Annotated in this window: 18 protein-coding genes and 1 pseudogene; 11 read left to right on the top strand and 8 right to left on the bottom strand. The window is 63.1% G+C overall.

Features of this window, described 5'->3' with window-relative positions; translation table 11 throughout:
* A partial coding sequence (locus tag MHX64_RS10580; RefSeq protein WP_304504353.1) for an ExeM/NucH family extracellular endonuclease occupies window positions 1-3,136 on the bottom strand: 3,136 nt, incomplete at its 3' end.
* Between the two features lie 218 nt (window positions 3,137-3,354).
* Here MHX64_RS10580 and purS point away from each other — a divergent pair.
* Genes purS through purL form a run of 3 tightly spaced genes read left to right on the top strand, consistent with a single transcriptional unit; the run spans window position 3,355 to window position 6,540 of the window.
* Window positions 3,355-3,585, top strand: a complete 231-nt coding sequence (gene purS, locus MHX64_RS10585) for a phosphoribosylformylglycinamidine synthase subunit PurS (protein WP_074432067.1) — start codon at window positions 3,355-3,357, stop codon at window positions 3,583-3,585.
* Window positions 3,582-4,256, top strand: a complete 675-nt coding sequence (gene purQ / locus MHX64_RS10590) for a phosphoribosylformylglycinamidine synthase subunit PurQ (RefSeq protein ID WP_239357389.1) — start codon at window positions 3,582-3,584, stop codon at window positions 4,254-4,256. Before purS ends, purQ begins: the two co-directional genes overlap by 4 nt.
* A 7-nt stretch (window positions 4,257-4,263) precedes the next feature.
* Window positions 4,264-6,540 carry a phosphoribosylformylglycinamidine synthase subunit PurL gene (gene purL / locus MHX64_RS10595; RefSeq protein WP_239357391.1) on the top strand — a complete coding sequence of 759 codons (2,277 nt, stop codon included), beginning with the start codon at window positions 4,264-4,266 and terminating at the stop codon, window positions 6,538-6,540.
* Between the two features lie 66 nt (window positions 6,541-6,606).
* Here the strand turns inward: purL and MHX64_RS10600 are convergent, their stop codons facing one another.
* Together MHX64_RS10600 and MHX64_RS12115 are read right to left on the bottom strand one after the other, a co-directional pair.
* On the bottom strand, window positions 6,607-7,563 hold the full coding sequence (locus MHX64_RS10600) for a DNA methyltransferase (protein WP_239357394.1): 957 nt from the start codon (window positions 7,561-7,563) through the stop codon (window positions 6,607-6,609).
* Window positions 7,564-8,106: 543 nt separating this feature from the next.
* A pseudogene (locus tag MHX64_RS12115) lies at window positions 8,107-8,322 on the bottom strand (DNA methyltransferase); the annotation flags it as partial.
* A 45-nt stretch (window positions 8,323-8,367) separates the two neighbouring features.
* Here MHX64_RS12115 and MHX64_RS10605 point away from each other — a divergent pair.
* Together MHX64_RS10605 and MHX64_RS10610 are read left to right on the top strand one after the other, a co-directional pair.
* Window positions 8,368-8,613: a helix-turn-helix domain-containing protein gene (locus MHX64_RS10605; protein WP_239357396.1), complete on the top strand. Its 246-nt coding sequence runs from the start codon at window positions 8,368-8,370 to the stop codon at window positions 8,611-8,613.
* Between the two features lie 220 nt (window positions 8,614-8,833).
* Complete coding sequence (locus tag MHX64_RS10610) at window positions 8,834-10,075, top strand: HEAT repeat domain-containing protein (RefSeq protein ID WP_239357398.1); 1,242 nt, start codon at window positions 8,834-8,836, stop codon at window positions 10,073-10,075.
* A 99-nt stretch (window positions 10,076-10,174) separates the two neighbouring features.
* Here the strand turns inward: MHX64_RS10610 and MHX64_RS10615 are convergent, their stop codons facing one another.
* Entirely contained in the window at window positions 10,175-11,182 is a 1,008-nt protein-coding gene (locus MHX64_RS10615) for an acyl-CoA thioesterase (RefSeq protein WP_239357400.1), read from the bottom strand.
* A 24-nt stretch (window positions 11,183-11,206) separates the two neighbouring features.
* Between MHX64_RS10615 and MHX64_RS10620 the strand changes: the two genes are divergently transcribed.
* The 3 genes from MHX64_RS10620 to purM are packed head-to-tail and all read left to right on the top strand — an operon-like array spanning window position 11,207 to window position 14,188.
* Complete coding sequence (locus MHX64_RS10620) at window positions 11,207-11,587, top strand: sterol carrier family protein (RefSeq protein WP_239357401.1); 381 nt, start codon at window positions 11,207-11,209, stop codon at window positions 11,585-11,587.
* A gap of 24 nt (window positions 11,588-11,611) precedes the next feature.
* Entirely contained in the window at window positions 11,612-13,120 is a 1,509-nt protein-coding gene (gene purF, locus MHX64_RS10625; RefSeq protein ID WP_239357402.1) for an amidophosphoribosyltransferase, read from the top strand.
* A complete protein-coding gene (purM, locus tag MHX64_RS10630) occupies window positions 13,121-14,188 on the top strand; it encodes a phosphoribosylformylglycinamidine cyclo-ligase (RefSeq protein WP_239357403.1) in 1,068 nt (355 codons plus the stop codon).
* A 52-nt stretch (window positions 14,189-14,240) separates the two neighbouring features.
* Here purM and MHX64_RS10635 read toward each other — a convergent pair whose 3' ends face one another.
* Window positions 14,241-14,441: a DUF3073 domain-containing protein gene (locus MHX64_RS10635; protein WP_181889030.1), complete on the bottom strand. Its 201-nt coding sequence runs from the start codon at window positions 14,439-14,441 to the stop codon at window positions 14,241-14,243.
* 131 nt (window positions 14,442-14,572) lie between these two features.
* On the bottom strand, window positions 14,573-15,625 hold the full coding sequence (locus MHX64_RS10640) for a folate-binding protein YgfZ (protein ID WP_239357404.1): 1,053 nt from the start codon (window positions 15,623-15,625) through the stop codon (window positions 14,573-14,575).
* Window positions 15,626-15,647: 22 nt separating this feature from the next.
* Between MHX64_RS10640 and MHX64_RS10645 the strand changes: the two genes are divergently transcribed.
* Window positions 15,648-16,544 (top strand): aminodeoxychorismate lyase, encoded by an 897-nt coding sequence (locus tag MHX64_RS10645; protein WP_239357405.1) that lies wholly within the window; start codon window positions 15,648-15,650, stop codon window positions 16,542-16,544.
* Here MHX64_RS10645 and MHX64_RS10650 read toward each other — a convergent pair.
* Window positions 16,541-17,197 (bottom strand): FABP family protein, encoded by a 657-nt coding sequence (locus MHX64_RS10650; protein WP_239357406.1) that lies wholly within the window; start codon window positions 17,195-17,197, stop codon window positions 16,541-16,543. The genes MHX64_RS10645 and MHX64_RS10650 overlap by 4 nt on opposite strands.
* Window positions 17,190-17,915, bottom strand: coding sequence for a DUF2993 domain-containing protein (locus tag MHX64_RS10655; protein ID WP_239357408.1), 726 nt, complete (start codon window positions 17,913-17,915; stop codon window positions 17,190-17,192). Before MHX64_RS10655 ends, MHX64_RS10650 begins: the two co-directional genes overlap by 8 nt.
* Window positions 17,916-17,949: 34 nt before the next feature.
* Between MHX64_RS10655 and mshD the strand changes: the two genes are divergently transcribed.
* Window positions 17,950-18,822: a mycothiol synthase gene (gene mshD / locus MHX64_RS10660; protein ID WP_239357410.1), complete on the top strand. Its 873-nt coding sequence runs from the start codon at window positions 17,950-17,952 to the stop codon at window positions 18,820-18,822.
* Window positions 18,823-18,986: 164 nt separating this feature from the next.
* Entirely contained in the window at window positions 18,987-20,129 is a 1,143-nt protein-coding gene (gene pstS, locus MHX64_RS10665; protein WP_239357412.1) for a phosphate ABC transporter substrate-binding protein PstS, read from the top strand.
* The last annotated feature ends 1 nt before the right edge of the window (window position 20,130 follow it).

Here is a 20,130-nt window from a genome sequence, read left to right on the forward strand (position 1 = left end):
TCGGGCCCTGCTCGCCGTCCTTGCCCGGCTTACCGTCGGCACCGTCCTTACCCGGCTGACCGTCTTTACCGTCGATGCCGTCGCGGCCGTCTTTGCCATCCTTGCCAGGTGCGCCGGTGTCACCCTTGTCACCCTTGTCGCCCTTCGGGCCCTGCTCGCCGTCCTTGCCCGGCTTACCGTCAGCGCCCTTGACCTCGCCGAGGTTCTCAGTGTCACCGTTCTCGTAGGTGACAACGAGCTCGCCAGAGTCGTTGATCTCAGCCTTGACGATGTAGCGCGGCTTCTCCTCAGGCTGCGGCTCTTCCTCTTCAGCCTTCGGCTTCACATTCACAGTGACCTTCACCGTGTCGACGGTCTTGTCCGGGTAGGTGACGGTAATTTCGCCTTCCTGACCGTCGCCGACAGTGTCGGTGTTCGCAGGCTTGGTCCACTCGAATTTGGTGTCCGCCGGCAGCTGGTCTGCGTCCTTCACCGTGGCCTTTGCGTCCGGTAGCTGATCGCCCTGGGTGACAGTGACTTCCTCGCTCGCCTCTGGTGCGAACTTGTCAGCATCCTTCTCGTCGAGCTTGGTGCCGAAACCAACCTTGACAGGGTCGTGATCGGAGGAACGGAACGGGTTGCCGTAGCCGTAGATCGGGTCGTCGCCGTCGCCGAAGAAATCCTGGGCGTTGTAGTTGCGGCGCGAGTACTCGAACGCTGCCGACTCGTCGCCGTTGATGTTCCAGACAGCGGAGTCCTTCACAAGCTCCATTGCGGCTGCGTTTGCGAGGACATGGTCGAGGGTGCCCAGCTGGCCGTCAAACTGGTAGGAAGCCTGGTCGTAGTCCTTCTCGGATTCAACGATGTTGAAACCACCATCGACCAGCGCGGTGATTGCGTCTTCCTTGGTGTACGCGTTGAAGTCGCCCACAAGGAAGGTGGGCAGGTCAGCCCAATCTTTCTGTTCACCTAGGTGCTTCAGCAGAGCCTTGGACTGCTCTGCGCGGATACGAGCATTGTTGCCTTGGCCGTCGCCGGTGTCTTCGTCGCCCTTGGCGACAGAACCCTTGGACTTGTAGTGGTTGACTACAGCCACAAAGTTCTTGTCTTCGTCGTTGCCGACAGTGTCGAACACTTGCGCCAGCGGCTGGCGGGCAGTCTTTGTGAATGCGGGATCATCAAAAATGACAGATTCGCCGACCGGCTTCACCTTCGCCGGCTGATAGATGAAAGCGACACGGATGAAGTCTTCGTCAGTACCCAGCTTCTGCGGGGACTTCACAAGATCCCACTTGCCCGGCTCCTTTGCGTTAAGCGCATCGACAAGGTTCTGCAGAGCCTCGTCGCGCTTGGCGACGTCGCCGGTCACGCTAGCGGTGTTCTCAATCTCGGACAGGCCGAGCACGTCGGTGTCCAGCTTGTTGATGGCGGTGACGATCTTTGCCTGCTGGTCCTTGAACGCGTTCTGCGAGAATGCACCGCGAATGTTGCAGTTCTTGGCGCCGACGGGCTTACCGTAAATGTCGTTGTACGCCTTGCAGCCGGAGACGTCCTTGCCCAAGGTGGAGAAGTAGTTCAGCACATTGAAGAAGCCGATGGAGTAATCGCCCTCGACGTTGTCAATGTCGTCGTACGCGTCTGCGCGTGAATCCTCCCACGTGATGGGCAGCTCCGCTGCTACATTCTTGCCGGTGATCGGCTGCAGAGGCTGGAAACGCCAGTATTCGTATGAGAAGTCGACGACCACAGGGGTCTGGAACTGGACTTGATCGCCGGTGCGGATTGACTTAATACCATTGTCGGAAGTGACCAAGTACGGCAGTGGTGTCTGCTTATCGGTGCGGAAGTAATTCGCGTTTCGACCATCGTCGACGTGAACGACCTCAGCGTCTTGCTTATCTTGAAGCGCATTGGCTTCGCTACCAGGAGAAACAATATCGGTGGGAGTGCGGTGAGCCGTATCGCCAGGCGCCAAACCGATATCGCCAGTGTTATTCAGTGTGTAGTTGTTTGTCACCGTATAAGGACCAGTGATGTTCACGAGCATGCCCTCGTAAGACTCCCTGGCGTCATCCCCAGCGGGAAGAAACTCAAGCGAGATCGGCGCAGGGTCTTTAAAATCTGCGTCTTTCTCAATCACCTGCCACTTCGCGTCGCGAAGCTGGGTCGTCGACATGCGGTCGGAGACCGTGTCCTTTTTGACTTGCCAAGTTGCTGTGTATTCGTCTGCGGTACCCGCAATTTCGAGGAAGTCACCGATTTCCGGGTACGCACTCTCTGCGACGCGGCCCATGTAAACGAAGATGCCGTCAGAGGCGTCGCCTTTCTGCTTCGGCGAACCACCCGTTCCTGGAGTCTGGATGTAGAAGCCGCGCTTGCTGCCGTCAGATGCGTAAACCGCGGTAACCACGCCGCGAGTGGTTACGTTCTTCCCTTTAAACGGAGAGGTGTGGCCGGTGCCCTGGATCTCAGCGATCGGGGTGATCTCGCCCGGCTGCGGCTGCTCAGGCTGGGCCGTCGGATCTGTCGGATCCTCCGGGGTTGGGTCAACGGGCGTCTCGCCGGTATTGCCAGAGTTCTGCGGTGTCGGCTCCGCGACAATGAAGTCGATTGCGTTGTTGTCGGTGTCGACACCGACATCCTTTCGCTGAACAGACGTGGCGTTTGCAGTCCCCTTGGCAGGGGACGTCTCGGCTCCTTTGGCGGTTGTGCCCCAGCCGACCAGGTCTGCTATCTGGCCGTTGTTGTCAATCAACTCGGCGATTGCAGCCTTTGCGCCGAAGTTGAACGAACCAACAAGGTCAGCCTTCGGGAGATCCTGCGACTTTTCGTTGTCTTGGCTGTCCCCCTGGATGAGGAAGAAGCCTTTCGCGGGGACCTTTCCCGAGAGCTTAACGGTGTTACCGGTATTTCCGTTTGCGGCCTTTTGGTTAAGCTTCCAACCGCTGATGTCAATCTCAGCGTCGGTCGGGTTGTAAAGCTCAACGAAATCGTTGTTGAACTTGCCGCCTGCGTTGCCGCCACCGCCGTACACCTCGTTGATGACGACGTTGGAGCCGTCCACCGCTGCATTGGCAGTCGGTGCGACGACGGAGACGGTACCTGCTGCCAGCGCGATTGCGAACGCGGCGCCGAGGCTCTTGCGGGGAGTGGACATGGTTACCTTTCGGAAACTCAGGGGGAGACGGTTGATGGCAAGAACAAACTAGCCGTCTTTCTCAGTCTCAGCTTGGCGAGAAGTTAGGTTTTTCCAAGAATTCACCATCCGTTCACTTTTTCCCGGTCAGCGAGGGTTTCGGGCCGTGTCGGGGTGTCCGATATACTGACGCGCGTACCGCAAAGGTCGATCAACCTCCCGAAACGTGAAGGATTCTCATGGCACGAGTCGTCGTTAATGTCATGCCCAAGGCCGAAATTCTTGATCCGCAGGGTCAGGCGGTGCTCCGCGCACTGGGCCGGATCGGAGTCGAGGGGGTGACTGACGTCCGCCAGGGCAAGCGCTTTGAAATTGAGGTGGATGATTCGGTCTCCGACGCCGAGCTGCAGCGCATGGCTGAAACGCTGCTGACCAACACTGTTATCGAGGACTTCGAGGTTGTGCGATGAGCGCAGCTATCGGAGTCATTACTTTTCCGGGCACGCTTGACGACGTTGACGCGCTGCGCGCCGTCCGTCTCGCCGGTGCTGAGCCGCGCCAGCTCTGGCACGCCGACAATGATCTCACCGGCGTGGACGCGGTAGTCGTCCCGGGTGGCTTCTCCTACGGCGATTACCTGCGCTCCGGCGCGATCGCCGCGCAGGCGCCGATGATGGGCGCCGTCGTTGAGGCTGCGAAGAAGGGGATGCCTGTGCTCGGCATCTGCAACGGCTTCCAGATCCTTACCGAGGCCGGCCTGCTGCCGGGTGCGCTCACCCGCAACCAGGGCCTGAACTTCCACTGCGTGGACACATACCTCGAGGTGGAAAACACCGAAACCGCGTGGACGAGCCAGCTCGGTGAGCGCATCTATGTCCCCGCCAAGCACGGCGAGGGGCGTTTCCAGGCCGCCCCGGAGACCATTGAGGCGCTGGAGAAGGAGGGCCGTGTGGTGTTCCGCTACACATACAACTTCAACGGCTCCATCAACGGCATCGCCGGCGTGACCAACGAGAGCGGCCGCGTGGTCGGCCTCATGCCGCACCCGGAACACGCCATTGAGACGCTGACCGGCCCGTCCACGGACGGTCTCGGCTTGTTCACTTCCGCCATCGACGCGATTTCGAAGATCGGAGCGTAGACCCGAAATGACCGTGCACAACGACACCGTCGACAACGCCTTCGACACCCCGGAGCTCGAGCAGCCGTACGCCGAGCTGGGCCTGAAGGACGACGAGTACGCCAAGATCAAGGCCATTCTGGGCCGCAGGCCTACCGACGCGGAGCTGACGCTGTACTCCGTGATGTGGTCCGAGCACTGCTCCTACAAGTCCTCCAAAACGCACCTGCGCTACTTCGGCCAGACCATGACCGAGGAGATGGCGTCGAAGATCCTCGCCGGCATCGGCGAGAACGCCGGCGTGGTGGACATCGGCGGCGGCGACGCGGTGACCTTCCGCGTGGAAAGCCACAACCACCCCTCCTTCGTGGAGCCGTACCAGGGCGCGGCCACCGGCGTCGGCGGCATCGTCCGCGACATCATGGCCATGGGCGCGCGCCCGATCGCCGTGATGGACCAGCTGCGCTTCGGGCCTATCGACGCTGAAGACACCAAACGTGTCCTACCGGGCGTGGTCCACGGCATCGGCGGCTACGGCAACTGCCTGGGCCTGCCCAACATCGGCGGCGAGACCGTCTTCGACCCCGCATACGCGGGCAACCCGCTGGTCAACGCGCTGTGCGTGGGCACGCTGAAAGTGGAGGACCTCCACCTGGCGTTCGCCTCCGGCACCGGCAACAAGGTCATCCTGTTCGGCTCCCGCACCGGCCTCGACGGCATCGGCGGCGTGTCCGTGCTGGGCTCCGCCACTTTCGAGGAAGGCGAGGAGCGCAAGCTGCCGGCCGTGCAGGTGGGCGACCCGTTCGCGGAGAAGGTCCTCATCGAGTGCTGCCTCGAGCTGTACGCAGCCGGCGTGGTCGAGGGCATCCAGGACCTCGGCGGCGGCGGCCTGTCCTGCGCCACCTCCGAGCTGGCGGCGTCCGGCGACGGCGGCATGACCGTCAACCTGGACAACGTGCCCCTGCGCGCAGAGAACATGTCCGCCGCGGAGATCCTCGCCTCCGAGTCCCAGGAGCGCATGTGCGCGGTTGTGGCGCCGGAGGACGTGGATAAGTTCATGGAAATCTGCGCCAAGTGGGACGTGCTCGCGTCCGTCATCGGCGAGGTCACCTCGGACGCGGACCGTCTGCAGGTGTTCCACAACGGCGAGCTCGTGGTGGACGCCCCGCCGTCGACTATCGACGAGGGCCCGATCTACGAGCGTCCCTACGCGCGCCCGGATTGGCAGGATGGTGTGCAGGCCGGAGGTGACGTCGAGAAGCAAAGCGACATCAAGGACGCATGGCTGAAGATGGTCGCATCGCCCGCGTTGTGCTCCCGCGACTTCATCACTGAGCAGTACGACCGCTACGTGCGCGGCAACACCGTGCAGGCCAAGTACGCCAACTCCGGCGTGCTGCGCATCAACGAGAAAACCAACCGCGGCGTGGCCGTCTCCGCAGACGCGTCGGGCCGCTACACCTACCTCGACCCGAACATGGGCGCGCGCCTCGCGCTTGCGGAGGCGTACCGCAACGTCGCCGTCACCGGCGCCACCCCGGTCGCCGTGACCAACTGCCTCAACTTCGGCTCCCCGGAGAACCCGGATGTGATGTGGCAGTTCCGCGAGGCAGTGCACGGGCTTGCCGACGGCTCCGCTGAACTCGCCATCCCAGTCTCCGGCGGCAATGTGTCCTTCTACAACCAGACCGGCGAGACACCGATCCTGCCCACCCCCGTGGTCGGCGTGCTGGGCGTGATGGAGGACGTGGAGAAGGCCATCCCGCACGCGCTGCCGTCCGCGGACGAGCAGTACACCCTAATTCTGCTGGGCGAGACCAAGGACGAGTTCGGCGGCTCCGTGTGGCAGGACATCTCCGGCGCGGGCCTGGCCGGCCTACCGCCGCAGGTGGACTTGGCTAACGAGGCGCGCCTGGCGGAGTTCTTCGCCGGCAACGCCGCCGGCATCGCGGCCGCGCACGACCTGTCCGAGGGCGGCCTGTCCCAGGCGGTGTTCGAGCTGCTGCTCGGCTCCGACAAGGGCGCGGAGCTGAACCTGGAGGGCGTGCACGCGGACGCGTTCACCGCGCTGTTCTCCGAGTCCGCCTCCCGCGTCCTGGTCGCCGTGACCAGCGACCGTGCAGAGGCCGCCGTGGAGCGCGCGAACTCCGCGGGCATACCGGTCGCTGTGTTGGGCGAGACCACCAACGACGGCGTACTGCGCGTCGCTGGCGAGGAGGTCCAAGTCGCGGAGCTGGCCGGCGCGTGGGCGGCGACCATGCCGTCGCACTTCGCGGCCGCAACGGCGCCGAACGCCGCGGTCTAGCTCGGGGCAAGTTCGTCCCTATAAGAACACGCCGATAGATTCGAGTCATGAGCTATCGGCGTGTTTTTATCTCCGTTGTAGCAAGCCTGACTTGGGGTTCAATTCCCAACCCGCGCTTTCCAGCGCCAAACTAGCTTCTTTTAGGTTCATTTTCCCGACGTCCCAACCTCGCCTGATAGCGCGTCGTAGAGCTTCTAGATAGAGATGGCTGGGCGTTGCGTATTCCTGATTTGCGAGCTCAGAATAGAGAGCTGTTATCTCGTCATTGTTGGGCTGGGACAAAACCTCTGTCGAATGACCAACTTGCAACGGCAGTACTAAGTCCAGTGTCGCCACCTGCTCAAATCCTGATGCCAGGCCTTTGACGCTCCGCTGCCCTTTATTTAGGATCGTGATTTCCTCTTCAATAATGCGAAGCCCAGCTTTTGCGATTGCTCGTTGCAGTATGGCCCAAATGGTGCCTTTAGAGTTTCCAAAGACTAAACAAATTGTGCCACCAGGTTTTAATACACGTGAGCATTCGCGCAGTGCATCTTCGAGGATCCGCTCATAGCGTTGGGCGGATCGTGCAGTGCCACGTTGCCGGTCGATCACAGCTTCTTTATCAGCGTCTGTGAAATCGTCGAGCCAAGCCTCTTGAAATAAGGCCATATCGGCGTAGAACAAGTTACTGCCGAATGGCGGGTCTGTGAATACAAAATCTACGGACTGATCGGGTAGGTCCAACGATTCTGCTGATCCAATGCGGTATCTCGTACGGGTGTCAGTCGAGGTTGATTCAATCGACTGAAGCTTCTCTTCTATCCATGAGTCAGCTCGGATAGCGGCTTGGACTTTGCGTTCGAATAGCTCAAAAACGTTCCACTCGTAGAACACGGGCGCCACGTAATAGTTTGAGTTTGAAGCATTCAGAGGGCGTTTTTTCGACCACTGATAACGTTTAGAGGCCCGCGTCAAAATTGCGGTGAACGCAAATCTCAGTTTGTTTCGCAGATGAGTATTTGGTTCTGAGTCGATCGACATGTTTAGGGCGGCTAGAGCTTGCAAATTCCGTGCAGAGTAGAAAGAATCGACCGACTCAAGCCCATTCTTACGAAGTGCGCTGGACTGGTACATCTGGCGGCTTGGATCGATTGGAACGTGTGGGAAAGGCAGTCGTTTCTGCTCGGGGCTGAACTTAAATAAGTGGGGTCGCTGCTCAATCTGGGTCCTGCTCGAGGGGAGACGTACGTACTCTAAGACAGCTTCCTCGCCCACTCGCTTATTGGAGCTGGAAATTGGTGCGGAACAGGATGAGCAAACCATTTCGCTTTTTTTCCATCCGGCATCCTCGAGACTTTGATAGTAGTTAACCGCAATCCCGCAAGAGGAGCATTCTACAACGACGCTCCACACAGTTTTAGAAATTTCGCCCGTCGATCTAAGTTGCCGACTAGGCACCGTGTAGACGGGCCCAGCCAGCTCTCTTGCGTTTGCCAAAGTTCTTTCGGCGGCGGCGCGAAACTCGTCAGGTGGAACCAAATTGAGGTAGTTGGACCCTATGTGCTGCCCTAAAACTGATATGTCAGACAGTTCAGCGTTTCTCCCCGTGATTTTGGCTGCGACACCGGTCATTCCAGATCCTGCGAAGGGATCTAGGACGACGCCGCCCACAGGACAGTGCCGCTCAATGAAGGGTGTAATAGCTGAGACGGGCACTTTAGTTAGATATGCGTGAGCCAGGTAGACCGGGTCGCCCCGTCCTACCCTTAGCTCTTCGGGGCAGGGTGCTTTGTTACTCATAGTCTGTGGCTCCGTTGGTTGACACTTCGTAACGTTAGGTGCGTTATGGAGTGTGTTGGCGAGAAATGGCGGTCCGATGCGCGTTCAGCATTCGGTCTCCGTTTGCGGGACCTACGACGGACCGCAAATCTATCTCAGGAAGATTTAGCGGACAAAACGGGTCTGCACAGAACTTACATTTCGAGCCTTGAACGGGGGCATCGAAATGTTGGTTTCGACAACATTGTGTTGATGGCTCGAGCTCTAGACGTCCGCGTGGCTGATCTCTTCGTTGGGGTTGATGATGTCTGACAAAAGTTCCGTTAGTTTCCAAAACTACCTCACGATTGGGGCGGTGGCTGCGGCTGCGGTTGAATCCGATCTAGAGGAGAACCACGGACACAGGATTGTGGAACTCGAGCGTTATGCTAAATCAAATAAAATCTGGGGGCGTAAGGTCAAAAGGCTCCGCCTCCCAGACCTGATGTGCATCCGATGCGGAATACGCTTCGAGTCAAGGGGGAAAAGTAACATGGCCATCGAACTCTCTCACTCAAACCAAGAGGGGCGAGGTTGGGGGGATGGAGGAATGCGCGATGGAGATGTATTCGCCTTTGTTGGCGTTACCAGTGGTGAAGGCAACTACGAGGTGGGTAACATCGTTTACATCACCAAGGGATCGTTAGCGACAGTTCGATCGTCGGCGAGAGCGACTGCACGTAAGTCCGCCTCTGAAGGTTCCGAAGCGACGCTTAAATGGCCTGGCTGGACCCCAGAATATCCAGCGAAATTGGTTGGTGTCGAAGATGGCAAGCTGTTTATTGAGAAAAGAGACGGTAAGAAATATGGCTACTGGCAATGGAGGGATTGGCCAGAGCGCTATGTGTACGTTCGGCAGGGTGAGAATTTCTGCGAGAACACACTTATAGCCGGATGCGTTCCACCCGCGAGCGTTGATTGTGTGGGCGAAGAATGGGATTGGCTCGGAGATCTGCAATCTGACGACCATGATGTTCTTTTTCCTGCGGTGAAGGCTGCTCGGTGGCTGAATGACGGCAGAGCCGATGGGCGCCTACTTCAACTGTGTGATTCAGACGATTGGCGAGTGGCTTTAGAAGCGAAAGCGAGTCTGGCGGTTCGAGACAGCTCTTTGGTTTCGAAGATTTTCGATACCGCTTGGGCACTCGAGGTGGATAGCGATGCGGCAGATCAAGCTTCGGCGTCAATGGAGGCTGTATTTGTACTTTCCGAGCTCTCTACTCCTGCAGCTCGGGAAGCGCTTCACCAAATCCTGAAGGAAGCAACTGACTCCGAGCTTCGTTCTGCAGCCGCGTGGGGTCTTGGGATGTTAGGAGATTCCGCGTCTGAAATGCTTGTCACCTATATTGCCGACAGTGATGATCAAGTTGCACTTCATACCGTAACTGCGTTACCTGAAAATCTGTCAGACGGGACGCTCACTCGCCTAGAAGAGATGCTGAAGTCGAATATAGCCCGAGAGGTAGCCTCGGCCGTTCACGTTTTGGGGCGTCGAGGGGAGGCGCGAAGTCTGATTCGCAATCTAGAAGCTGCGTCGGACTCAACATGGCAGATGATAATTAGGATGTTGGGTGATATGCCCAAGGATACAGTATTGAATTCATTCGATATCGGGCCGGACGAAAAATTGAGGGAGATACTCGAAATCGGATGGTCTTCAAGACAAGATTGGCTTCGGGGTAAGGAAATTAACGACCAAATTGAAACGCTGGAAGTGCAGCGGCTAAGTCTCTAGTCAGTCACTCGCTCCACAGCAGGTAAATCTCCTTTGCTGTTCGCTGCATATCCGGAGTCGCTGACGCCGAAAAATACGGATCCAGATACCCCCGTTTTCTTAGGACGTGCGCTGCACCGGCGGCAGCGGCTTGACCAGCGGCACCGGCTCGTACTGCCCGCGCAGATCCTTGAGCGTCTGCGTGTGCTCCCACAGCCGCTTGTCCTCCTCGGTCACCGGCGTGAATTGGCGCGCCGGCAGGGGGTTGCCGTCGATATCGATGCCGATGTAGGTGAACGTGGCGTGGATGGCGTCCTTCAGGTTCTCGCGCCCGCCGCGCGGGTCGCCGGCGCGCAGGTGCACCGAGGTGTGGATGGAGCGCGAGTCGGTGCGGGTGATGCGCGCATCCACCTCGATCAGATCGCCGATGTGCACGGGGTGGTAGAAGCGGATGCCGCCGGCGTAGACCGCCACGGTGCGCTCGCCGGACCATTCCATGGTGCAGGCCAGGCCGGCCTCGTCGATCCACTCCATGGCGGTGCCGCCGTGGACGTTGCCGCCCCAGTTCACGTCGGTGGGCTTAGCCATGAAGCGGTGCACGATGCGCGGAGCGGTGGAGTCGTCGGTGTAGGTCTGCGCCTCCATCTCGGATTCGATGGCCTGGCGCAGCCCGATGCGGGACTTCGCGGCATCGGCGACGCGGCGCTCCTCGTCGTCGGTGGGCACGAAGGTGGGCACCGCCATGGACTTGCCGGTGCTGGGGTCCTTGGCCACGAACACCACCAGGCAGTCGCAGGCGCGGGTGAACACGCCCTCGCGGGGGTCGGCGGAGAGCACCTCGTTGACAATGTGCATGGATGATCGCCCGGTCATGGCGATGCGGGAGCGCACCTCCACGATATGGCCGGACGGGATGGGGCGGGTGAAGTGGATGTGCCCCACGTAGGCGGTGACACAGTACGTGGCGGACCACTGTGCGGCGCAGGCGTAGGCGGCTTTATCGATCCACTCCAGCACGCGGCCGCCGGAGACACCTTGGGCGCCGTGGTGCAGCACGTCGGTGGGGGAGGCCATGAATCGCAGGGTCACGGATGGGGAGCGCTCGGCGGCGACGCGGGTATTTGGCATGGGGCCACCTTAATATGGTGTGTCATGGTGCAGAAACAAGACCCGGCGCTGACACGTGAGGCGATCCAGCAGGTGGCTGGGTGGTTGGAGGGTGGGGAAGCGGAGCCGTCGAGAAGCGAGCTTGCGAATGCTTGCCGACGCACCGCGCGCACCCTCGCCGAGGAGCTCCCGGGCCACTCGGTGGAGCTGCGCGTGCCGCCGTTTGTGGCGGTGCAGTGCGTCGAGGGGCCGCGGCACACGCGCGGCACCCCGCCGAACGTGGTGGAGATGAAGCCTGAGACCTGGCTGCGGCTGGCCACCGGGCTGGCCAGTTTCGCCGAGGAGCTGGAGCGGGGGGCTATCGACGCCTCCGGGTCCCGCGCCGCAGAAATCGCCGCCGGCCTTCCCGTGATTGCGCTGCGCTAGGCGGACTCGGATACAGTGAGGGGCGTGTTTACGGAGAGCCCTAAACCAAGTCAGGACTTCGACATCGACAGCGACACCCCGCGCGACGAGTGCGGCGTGTTCGGCGTCTGGGCGCCGGGCGAGGACGTGGCCAAGCTGAGCTACTTCGGCTTGTTCGCGTTGCAGCACCGCGGCCAGGAAGGCGCCGGTATCGCGGTGGGAGACCCGGACAAGCTGGTGGTGTTCAAGGACACCGGTCTGGTCAGCCAAGTCTTCGACGAACCCGCGCTGGAGGCGCTGCAGGGCGATGTGGCCATCGGTCACACCCGCTACTCCACGGCCGGGGGCAACTCGTGGGAGAACGTCCAGCCGATGTTCCGCACCTCGCCCAACGGCACGGACATCGCGCTGGCGCACAACGGCAACCTGGTCAACTACCTCGAGCTGCAGAACGAGGCGATTGAGAAGAAGCTCATTTCTCCTACCGGGGTAAATGGCCAGGGCTCGTCCTCGGACACCGCGGTGGTTTCGGCGTTGCTGGCCGATTTGGTCACCGAGGGCAAGACGCTTCTCGACGCCGCACGTGAACTCCTCCCCCGCGTCAAAGGCGCGTTCTGTTTCATGGTCACCGACGGGCGCACATTGTATGCCGCGCGCGACCCGCACGGCGTGCGCCCGCTGTCGCTGGGCCGCCTCGACGGCGGCTGGGTGGTCGCCTCCGAGACCTGCGCCCTGGACATCGTCGGCGCGTCGTTCGTGCGCGACATCGAGCCGGGCGAGATGGTCGCCATCGACGAATCCGGCGTGCACTCCGAGCGCTTCGCCGAGACCCCGAAGGCGCACTGCGTGTTCGAGTACGTCTACGTGGCGCGGCCCGACTCCGTCATCGACGGGCAGACCGTCAACGCCTCGCGCATCGAGATCGGCCGCCGCCTGTCCAAGGTGAGCCCGGTGGAGGCGGACCTGGTCATGCCCGTTCCGGAATCCGGCACCCCAGCCGCGATCGGCTACGCGGAGGCGTCCGGCATCCCGTTCAAGCAGGGCATGATGAAAAACGCCTACGTGGGCCGCACGTTCATCCAACCCTCCGACACCCTGCGCCAGCTGGGCCTGCGCCTGAAGCTCAACCCGGTGCGCGAGGTCATCGAGGGCAAGAAGCTTGTGGTGGTGGACGATTCCATCGTGCGCGGCAACACGCAGCGCAAACTCATCCGCATGCTGCGGGAGGCGGGCGCGGCGGAGGTGCACGTGCGCATCGCCTCGCCACCGGTGAAGTGGCCGTGCTTCTACGGCATCGACTTCGCCAGCCCCGGCGAGCTGATTGCCAACCACGGCCGCACCGATTCGGACGAGGCGATCGCCGAGTCCATCCGTACGATGGTCGGGGCGGATTCGCTGGCATTCGTGCCTATCGACGACATGATCGCCGCCTCGAACCAGCCCAAGGAAAACCTCTGCGCGGCCTGCTTCACTGGCCACTACCCGCTGGGTCTGCCGGAGGGCAACCCCAACGCCGACCTTGTCCGACGCATCCAGAAAGGTGCAGAAGCCTAAATGAGTACTGAACAGCAACCCGTGTCCTACGAAGCCGCCGGCGTGTCCATCGAGGCCGGCGACAAGGCCGTGGAGCTTTTCGCCCCGCACGCCAAGCGCGCCACCCGCCCGGAGGTACGCGGCGGCCTGGGCGGGTTTGCCGGCCTGTTCGCGCTGGGCAAGTACAAAGAGCCGCTGCTGGCGGCAGGCTCCGACGGTGTGGGCACGAAGCTCGCGGTGGCGCAGGCGATGGACAAGCACGACACCATCGGCATCGACCTGGTGGCCATGTGTGTGGACGACCTGGTCGTCTGCGGCGCCGAGCCGCTGTTTCTGCAGGACTACATCGCCATCGGCAAGGTCGTGCCGGAAAAGGTCGCCGAGATTGTCTCCGGCATCGCCGAGGGCTGCGTCCAGGCCGGCTGCGCGCTGCTCGGAGGCGAGACCGCTGAGCACCCGGGCGTGATGGACCCGGACGAGTACGACGTCTCCGCCACCGCCGTCGGCGTCGTCGAGGCCGCCGAGCTGCTCGGCCCGGACAAGGTCCGCGAGGGCGATTCCATCATCGCGATGGCGTCTTCCGGCCTGCACTCCAACGGCTACTCCCTGGCCCGCCACGTGCTGCTGGAGCGCGCCGGGCTGCCCCTGGACGCGGAGATGGAGGAGCTGGGCCGCACCCTCGGCGAGGAGCTGCTCGAGCCGACCCGCATCTACGCCCTGGACTGCCTGGCGCTGGCCGCCGAGTGCGACGTACGCACCTTCTGCCACGTCACCGGCGGCGGCCTGGCCGGCAACATGGAGCGCATCATCCCCGAGGGGCTAGTGGCGGAGATGCGCCGCACCACCTGGACCCCGGGGCCGATCTTCCGCACCATCAAGTCCGTCGGCCAAGTGCCGGATACGGAGATGGAGAAGACGTTCAACATGGGCGTCGGCATGGTTGCCGTGGTCAGCCCGGAGGACCGGGACCGCGCCCTGGCCATCCTGGCGGCGCGCCACATCGACGCGTGGGATCTCGGCGAGGTCCGCGCCGCGGGCGAGGGCGATACTGCCCGCGCGGTGCTCACCGGCTCGCACCCGCAGTACTAGGAATACGTAAAAAGCACCCCGGCAAGGGGTGCTTTTTCATTGAGGTGGTGGACTAGCGGTCGTCGTCCTCGTCGTCCCAGTCCGCGTACTCCGCGTACTGGTCGTCCACCTCTGCCTCGTCGTCGTCCCAGCTGCGTCGCGGGGCCTGGCCTGCAAGCTCTCGCTGCAGGGAATCCAGGTCCATTTCAGGAGTGTTGTACTTCAGCTGGCGAGCAACCTTGGTCTGCTTGGCTTTTGCGCGTCCGCGGCCCATGGCGTGACCCCCTTGAGGTGGTTCTTGGGCGGCCTTCTAAAGAGGCGGCCTCATACTTATTTACGATATTTTCCTGTAGGACACTATAGCTTGCGCTCAGAAAAAATGCGCTTTGGGGGTCTGAACAGCTTTTATAGCTGGCTCTCAGGTCCGCGCCTCAGCCTATCGACGGCCCGGCGTCCCGCGTGGTCGCCCTCATCCGCAGGCAGGGACGACTGGTCCACCGACGCCGCCGTGCCGCCGATATCCAGCGGCGCCTGTAGCGCCGAACGCTTCACCAGGGCGAGGGCGACCGGGCCTTCGTCCGCGTCGTGCACCACGGTGCCGAGCCTGCCCACCTTGCGCCCGCCGGCGGTGATCTCTGCGCCGATCTCCGGCTCGGACGGGGCGGAGCCGTCCAGCTGCAGCTTGACGAGCAGCCTGGGGGAGCGGCCCAGGTTCTCCACGCGCGCGACGGTTTCCTGCCCGCGGTAGCAGCCCTTATCCAGGTGGACGGCGCGGATAGCGTCGCCGCGGTTGATCAGGTTCGGTGCCTCGTGCGGGATGGATTTCTCGTCCAAGTCCGCGCGCGTTTCCGGCTCGCCGGCGGCGACGCGGAAGGCGGTAAAGGCCATCAGCCCCGCGAGGGGAAACTGGTCCGCGACCTCGGCAATCCGGGCCTTCGGCACCGCGATGTCGGTGCGGCCGACCCCGCCCCAGCCGTCGAGGCGGCGGGTGAACACCTGGCCCAGGTCCGGCTGCGCCACCGGGCCCAGGATGGTCAGCACCGCCAGGTCCGGCTCCTCGATGGTCACCTCGGACCAGAACACCATCTTTCGCAGGAAGTCCACGAAGGATTCGCGCTGGTAGGACGTCAGGTCGAAGTAGTAGACGCCGTCGGCCACCGCCACGTCGGCGTGGTGCAGGATGCGGCCCTGCGCGTCCAGGTCCAGGGCGGCAGCGGCGAAGCCGTCGGCGACGTCGTCCAGCTTCTGCGAGAGCAGGTTGTTGAGGAATGTCGGCGCGTCAGGGCCCGAGACGGCGACGACGGCGCGGTGGGAGCGGTCCACCAGCGTCGGTTCGGTGATGCGCTGCTCCACGAGGGGGTTGCCGTAGTGCCAGGGGACCCCTTTGGCGTCGAGAAGCGAGGCCCCGGGCAGCTCCTGTGCGCCGGGACGTGTCAAAAGCTCCGATGCGTAACCCATGGGCGCCTATCATAGGGGCACTATGGTTTTTCCCCAGCTAACGCCCGCGCCCGTGATCTACCTGGTGGAGCCGTTCGGTGGCTCGGTGCGGCGCCAGAACCCGAACATGCCGCACGTGTTCTGGGACGACGCGGCCGTCACCCGCGGCGACGGCATCTTCGAATCCATCCTGGTGCGCGGGGGTGAACCGCTGAACCTGGGCAAGCACTTCAAACGCTTTGTACGCTCCGCGGAGCTTTTGGGCCTGCCGGAGCCGGGCCGGGAGCACTGGGTCCGCGCGACCGAGGAAGCGGTGGCCGACTACTGCCGTGAGCGCGGGGACGCCGCGGACATCGAGGCGAAGGTTACTTGGACCATGACCCGCGGGCGCGAAACCACCGGGGTGCCCACCGCCTGGATCACGGTGCGGCCGCTGCCGGAGACCGTGCTGCGCCAGCGCGAACGCGGGGTGAGCGTGCTGACCACCCCGCGCGGCTACGCCATCGACTTGGACGTGCCGTGGATGCGCGACGGCGCGAAAACGCTGAACTACGCGCTGACCATGGCGGCGCTGCGCTGGGCGGGGGAGCAGGGCGCGGACGACATCATCTACATCGACCCGGAGACCGGGCGCGTGCTCGAAGGCGCGACGTCGAGCGTGCTCATGGTGAAAAAGGGCGGCCGCCTGCGCACCCCGGCCCCGGGCGCGGGCGTGATGGCCGGCACCACCCAGGCCGCCGTCTTCGAGCACGCGGAAAAGCTCGGCTGGAAGTGCAAGGCCAAGGACATCTACTTGGGCGAGCTGCTGAAAGCCGAGTCCGTCTGGTTGGTCAGCTCCACCCGCATCGCCGCGCGCGTGAAGCGCCTCGACGGCGAAAAGCTGCCCGCCCCCGACAACGCGTCGGAGATCAGGCAGCTCATTGAAGACGCGATAGCTTAGCCCGCCACTCGCTTGAGCTCGGCGGACATGTAGGGCACCATCTCGCCGTCGACGGCACGCTCGTCCACCCAGCCCAGGTTGTTGTTGGGCATCAGGCCGTAGAGGCGCTTGCCTGGGCCGTGGGCCGCCGGGCCGGTCTCCGTGGCGATGGTGGAGGCGCTGGTGAGCTGCCACGCGCGCTCGTTGACCAGGCCGCCGTACATGATTTCCACCAAACCGCGGGAGTTCGTCAGCGTCACCTCAATCTCGTCCTTGAGCGAGATGCGCCAGAACCCCACCTCGCGCTGGTCCGCGCCGGTGGCGTTGCCCTCGGAATCCAGGCGCCAGATGCGGGACTCGAAGCGCAGGTAGTTCTCGCCGTCGTGGGAGACGACGAGCTGCTGGCCGAAGGCGTATTCATCGCCCTCCGGGTCGGACGGGTCGTTGGCCTGGCCGGAGCCGGTCCACACGCCGACGAGCGGCAGCAGGGCCAAAAGGCCGTCGTGAAGCGACGGCCCGTAACGCAGGTTGGCCGTGTCCGCCTCGAGCGGCATGTCCTCGAATCCCAGCTCCGGGATGTTGCGGTGCGCGGTCTCCTTGGACTGCTCCGCCGCGAGGTTCACAGCGTCGTTGCCGTTGAGCTTGTTTTCTGGGGTGTTGTCTTGCTCAGTCATGCTTCCCAAGCGTAGACGCTCCCGCCAGCGGTTCCAGATCCGCGGGCTCCACCACAGTGTTTACCCGGTCGCGGGACAGCTCGAGCGAGCCGCCGCGCAGCTGCACCAGGTCCGCGGGCCCGCCGAGCGGCAGCTCCCGGGTGTCCAGGTCGAGACTGAAACCGTCCAGCACGGCCTGTTCGTCGCCGTCCGCGACGTCGAGTAGCTGGCTCGGCCGCATGCGGAACGTGCCGTCGTCAAGCCGCAGCGTCACCACCACGGTGGCGGGCTCGCGCGCGCCGGGCGCGGTGCCGGTCAGGCGCGCCTCGCTGGCCACGCCGCCGGTGGGGGAGATGTCGTAGGGGTTGGCCATGTCCAGGTCCGTAATGCCCAGCAGCTCGCCGAAGCCCACGCCATCGAGGCGGATGCGGCGGCGCACCAGGCGGGCATCCGCGCCGACGACCTCGCCGCGCAGCGCATCCGAAGACGTGTCCAGCTTGAGGTTGAACATCTCCACGCTCACCGTGCCCACCCCGGGGCCGGGGATGTCCGCGTCGGTGCGCTTCACGGTGACGCGCGGGACGCGGCCTGAGATGCCCGACCACACAAAGGGCACGGCGCTGACCTCCGCCTCCACGCCTTCGCGCGCGAGGTCGTGCTCCACGTGCGAGGCCAGCGCGGTATCCGCGAGCCCGAGGGCGGCGACGAGTACCGCCGCGACCACGACCGCTTTCTTCACCGCGCCCTCCTTCCCGCACGTAGCCTTGGGAGCCATGACTGCCGATATCCTAAGCGCCCACCTGCCCGGCGACCGCGTGCGACCCTTGCTCGAGGCCGCCGAAGATGCCGATGGCATCGCCGCCTTCTCCGAAAGCTTTGTGCAGGGGCTTGACGACGATCGCCTCCGCCACGCCCACTTCCTGGCCGAGCGCGACGGCGAGGTGGTGGCCTGCGCGGGACTGGCGGAGGACGGCTCAGCGGAGCTGGTCGTGCACCCGGAGCGCCGCCGCGAAGCCATCGGCGAAGCACTGGCGCGCACAGTCCGTGCCGAAAACCCTGACGCCGGGCTGTGGGCGCACGGCAACCTTCCGGGGGCGAAGGCGCTCGCGGCGAAACTGGGGCTCGAGGTAGTCCGGGAGCTGCTGGTGATGGGGATTTCCGCCGACGACATCCCTGCCGGCGGGCCAGAGCTGCCGGCAGGGTTCGAGGCCCTGGACTACGTGGGGGCGGTGGAGCGTTGGGGGCGGGACGCCGTCGAGAAGCAATGGCTCGCCGTGAACAACGACGCCTTTTCCTGGCACCCGGAACAGGGGGGCTGGGACGTGGAGCGGCTGCACCGTGCGATGGAGGCTGAGTGGTTCGACCCGGCGGGTGTGCAGCTGCTGTACGAAGGCGAACAGTTGGCTGGGTTCCACTGGACCAAGCGCCACCCTGATGGGACGAGTGAGGTGTATGTGGTTGGGCTTGCCTCAGAGCATCGGGGGGAGGGAATGGGGGGACCATTGATGCAGATGGGGTTGGCGCACCTTGTCCAGGGTGGATCCCCGCAGGTCATCCTCTATGTTGAGGCAGACAATGAGCCCGCTGTGAAGCGCTATACGCAGCTCGGCTTCAAAGTTGATGAAAGTCACGTTGTCTACCGGTAGCCTGGCTTTTACCTGCGGAAACGTTGTGATGGGCGGGAGTTCACCAGTTATTCACTTAACTGGCTACCGGCCATTAACCAGGGTTCCGTAGGTTTGCACTCGTGAGTAATCGGACAGTTGTTCCGACACTCGAAACTGACCCGTTAGCACCGGAAAGGTATCCCGTGATCCGTAACTTCAAGCGCACCGCCGCAATCGCTGGCGTCGTTGCCCTCTCTTCCGCTTCCCTCGTCGCTTGCGGCGACTCCGAGGACAACGCAGCTACCGACGCTGTTGAGTCCGCAACCGAGGCCGTGTCCTCCGACGACAAGGACAGCGACTCGAAGTCCGGCGACTACGAGCTCTCCGGCCAGGAGGGCACCCTCGTCGCAGAGGGCGCTTCCTCCCAGCAGAACGCGATGGACTACTTCGCGTCCGTCTACGCATCCGAGGTTCCGGGTGCTCAGCTGGCCTACACCCCGTCCGGCTCCGGCGCTGGCCAGAAGAACTTCATCGCCAACCAGGCAGTCTTCGCTGGCTCCGACTCCCCGCTGAAGGACGATCAGGTCCAGGCAGCCGCTGACCGCTGCGGCGGCAACGAGGCATGGCACCTGCCGTTCGTCATCGGCCCGGTCGCAATCGCCTACAACCTGGACGGCGTGGACGAGCTGAACCTGACCGTCGACAACATCGTCGAGATCTTCCAGGGCGTCATCACCACCTGGAACGACCCGAAGATCGCCGAGAACAACGAGGGCGTCGAGCTCCCGGACGCTCCGATCAACGTCTTCTACCGCTCCGACGAGTCCGGCACCTCCGACAACTTCCAGAAGTTCCTGGCTGCCGCTTCCGACGGCAAGTGGGAGTCCACCGGCAAGGCATTCCCGAACGCTGTGGGCACCGGCGCCAACGGCTCCTCCGGTGTGGCACAGGAGGTCAACGCAACCGAGGGCGCAATCACCTACGTCGAGGCTGGCTTCGCTGACAAGAAGGCCAACATCGACTTCGGTGGCGGCCCGGTTGAGCTGACCGACGAGGCTGTTGAGAAGACCCTGGACGGCCTCGAGTTCAAGACCGAGGGCCACAACATGGTCGTCGACTCTGACAAGCTGTTCAAGACCAACGCTGCTGGCGCATACCCGCTGGTTCTGACCACCTACGAGATCGTCTGCTCCGCCGGCTACGACGAGGCAACCTCCAAGATGGTCAAGGACTTCCTCAACGTTGCTCTGGACAGCCAGGACGACGAGCTCGCTGCTGAGGGCTTCATCCCGGTCAAGGGTGCACACGCTGAGCGCCTGCGCGAGGCTATCAACGCCATCAAGTAAT

It is taken from the genome of Corynebacterium sp. ACRPZ, from assembly GCF_022346205.1.
GTDB classification, from domain to species: Bacteria; Actinomycetota; Actinomycetes; order Mycobacteriales; family Mycobacteriaceae; genus Corynebacterium; species Corynebacterium lehmanniae.

Coding starts and splice junctions, on each gene's coding strand:
- purS (WP_074432067.1), top strand. CDS start 3,355: ATGGCACGAGTCGTCGTTAATGTCATGCCCAAGGCCGAAATTCTTGAT.
- purQ (WP_239357389.1), top strand. CDS start 3,582: ATGAGCGCAGCTATCGGAGTCATTACTTTTCCGGGCACGCTTGACGAC.
- purL (WP_239357391.1), top strand. CDS start 4,264: ATGACCGTGCACAACGACACCGTCGACAACGCCTTCGACACCCCGGAG.
- MHX64_RS10600 (WP_239357394.1), bottom strand. CDS start 7,563: ATGTCGATCGACTCAGAACCAAATACTCATCTGCGAAACAAACTGAGA.
- MHX64_RS10605 (WP_239357396.1), top strand. CDS start 8,368: ATGGAGTGTGTTGGCGAGAAATGGCGGTCCGATGCGCGTTCAGCATTC.
- MHX64_RS10610 (WP_239357398.1), top strand. CDS start 8,834: ATGGCCATCGAACTCTCTCACTCAAACCAAGAGGGGCGAGGTTGGGGG.
- MHX64_RS10615 (WP_239357400.1), bottom strand. CDS start 11,182: ATGCCAAATACCCGCGTCGCCGCCGAGCGCTCCCCATCCGTGACCCTG.
- MHX64_RS10620 (WP_239357401.1), top strand. CDS start 11,207: ATGGTGCAGAAACAAGACCCGGCGCTGACACGTGAGGCGATCCAGCAG.
- purM (WP_239357403.1), top strand. CDS start 13,121: ATGAGTACTGAACAGCAACCCGTGTCCTACGAAGCCGCCGGCGTGTCC.
- MHX64_RS10635 (WP_181889030.1), bottom strand. CDS start 14,441: ATGGGCCGCGGACGCGCAAAAGCCAAGCAGACCAAGGTTGCTCGCCAG.
- MHX64_RS10640 (WP_239357404.1), bottom strand. CDS start 15,625: ATGGGTTACGCATCGGAGCTTTTGACACGTCCCGGCGCACAGGAGCTG.
- MHX64_RS10645 (WP_239357405.1), top strand. CDS start 15,648: ATGGTTTTTCCCCAGCTAACGCCCGCGCCCGTGATCTACCTGGTGGAG.
- MHX64_RS10650 (WP_239357406.1), bottom strand. CDS start 17,197: ATGACTGAGCAAGACAACACCCCAGAAAACAAGCTCAACGGCAACGAC.
- mshD (WP_239357410.1), top strand. CDS start 17,950: ATGACTGCCGATATCCTAAGCGCCCACCTGCCCGGCGACCGCGTGCGA.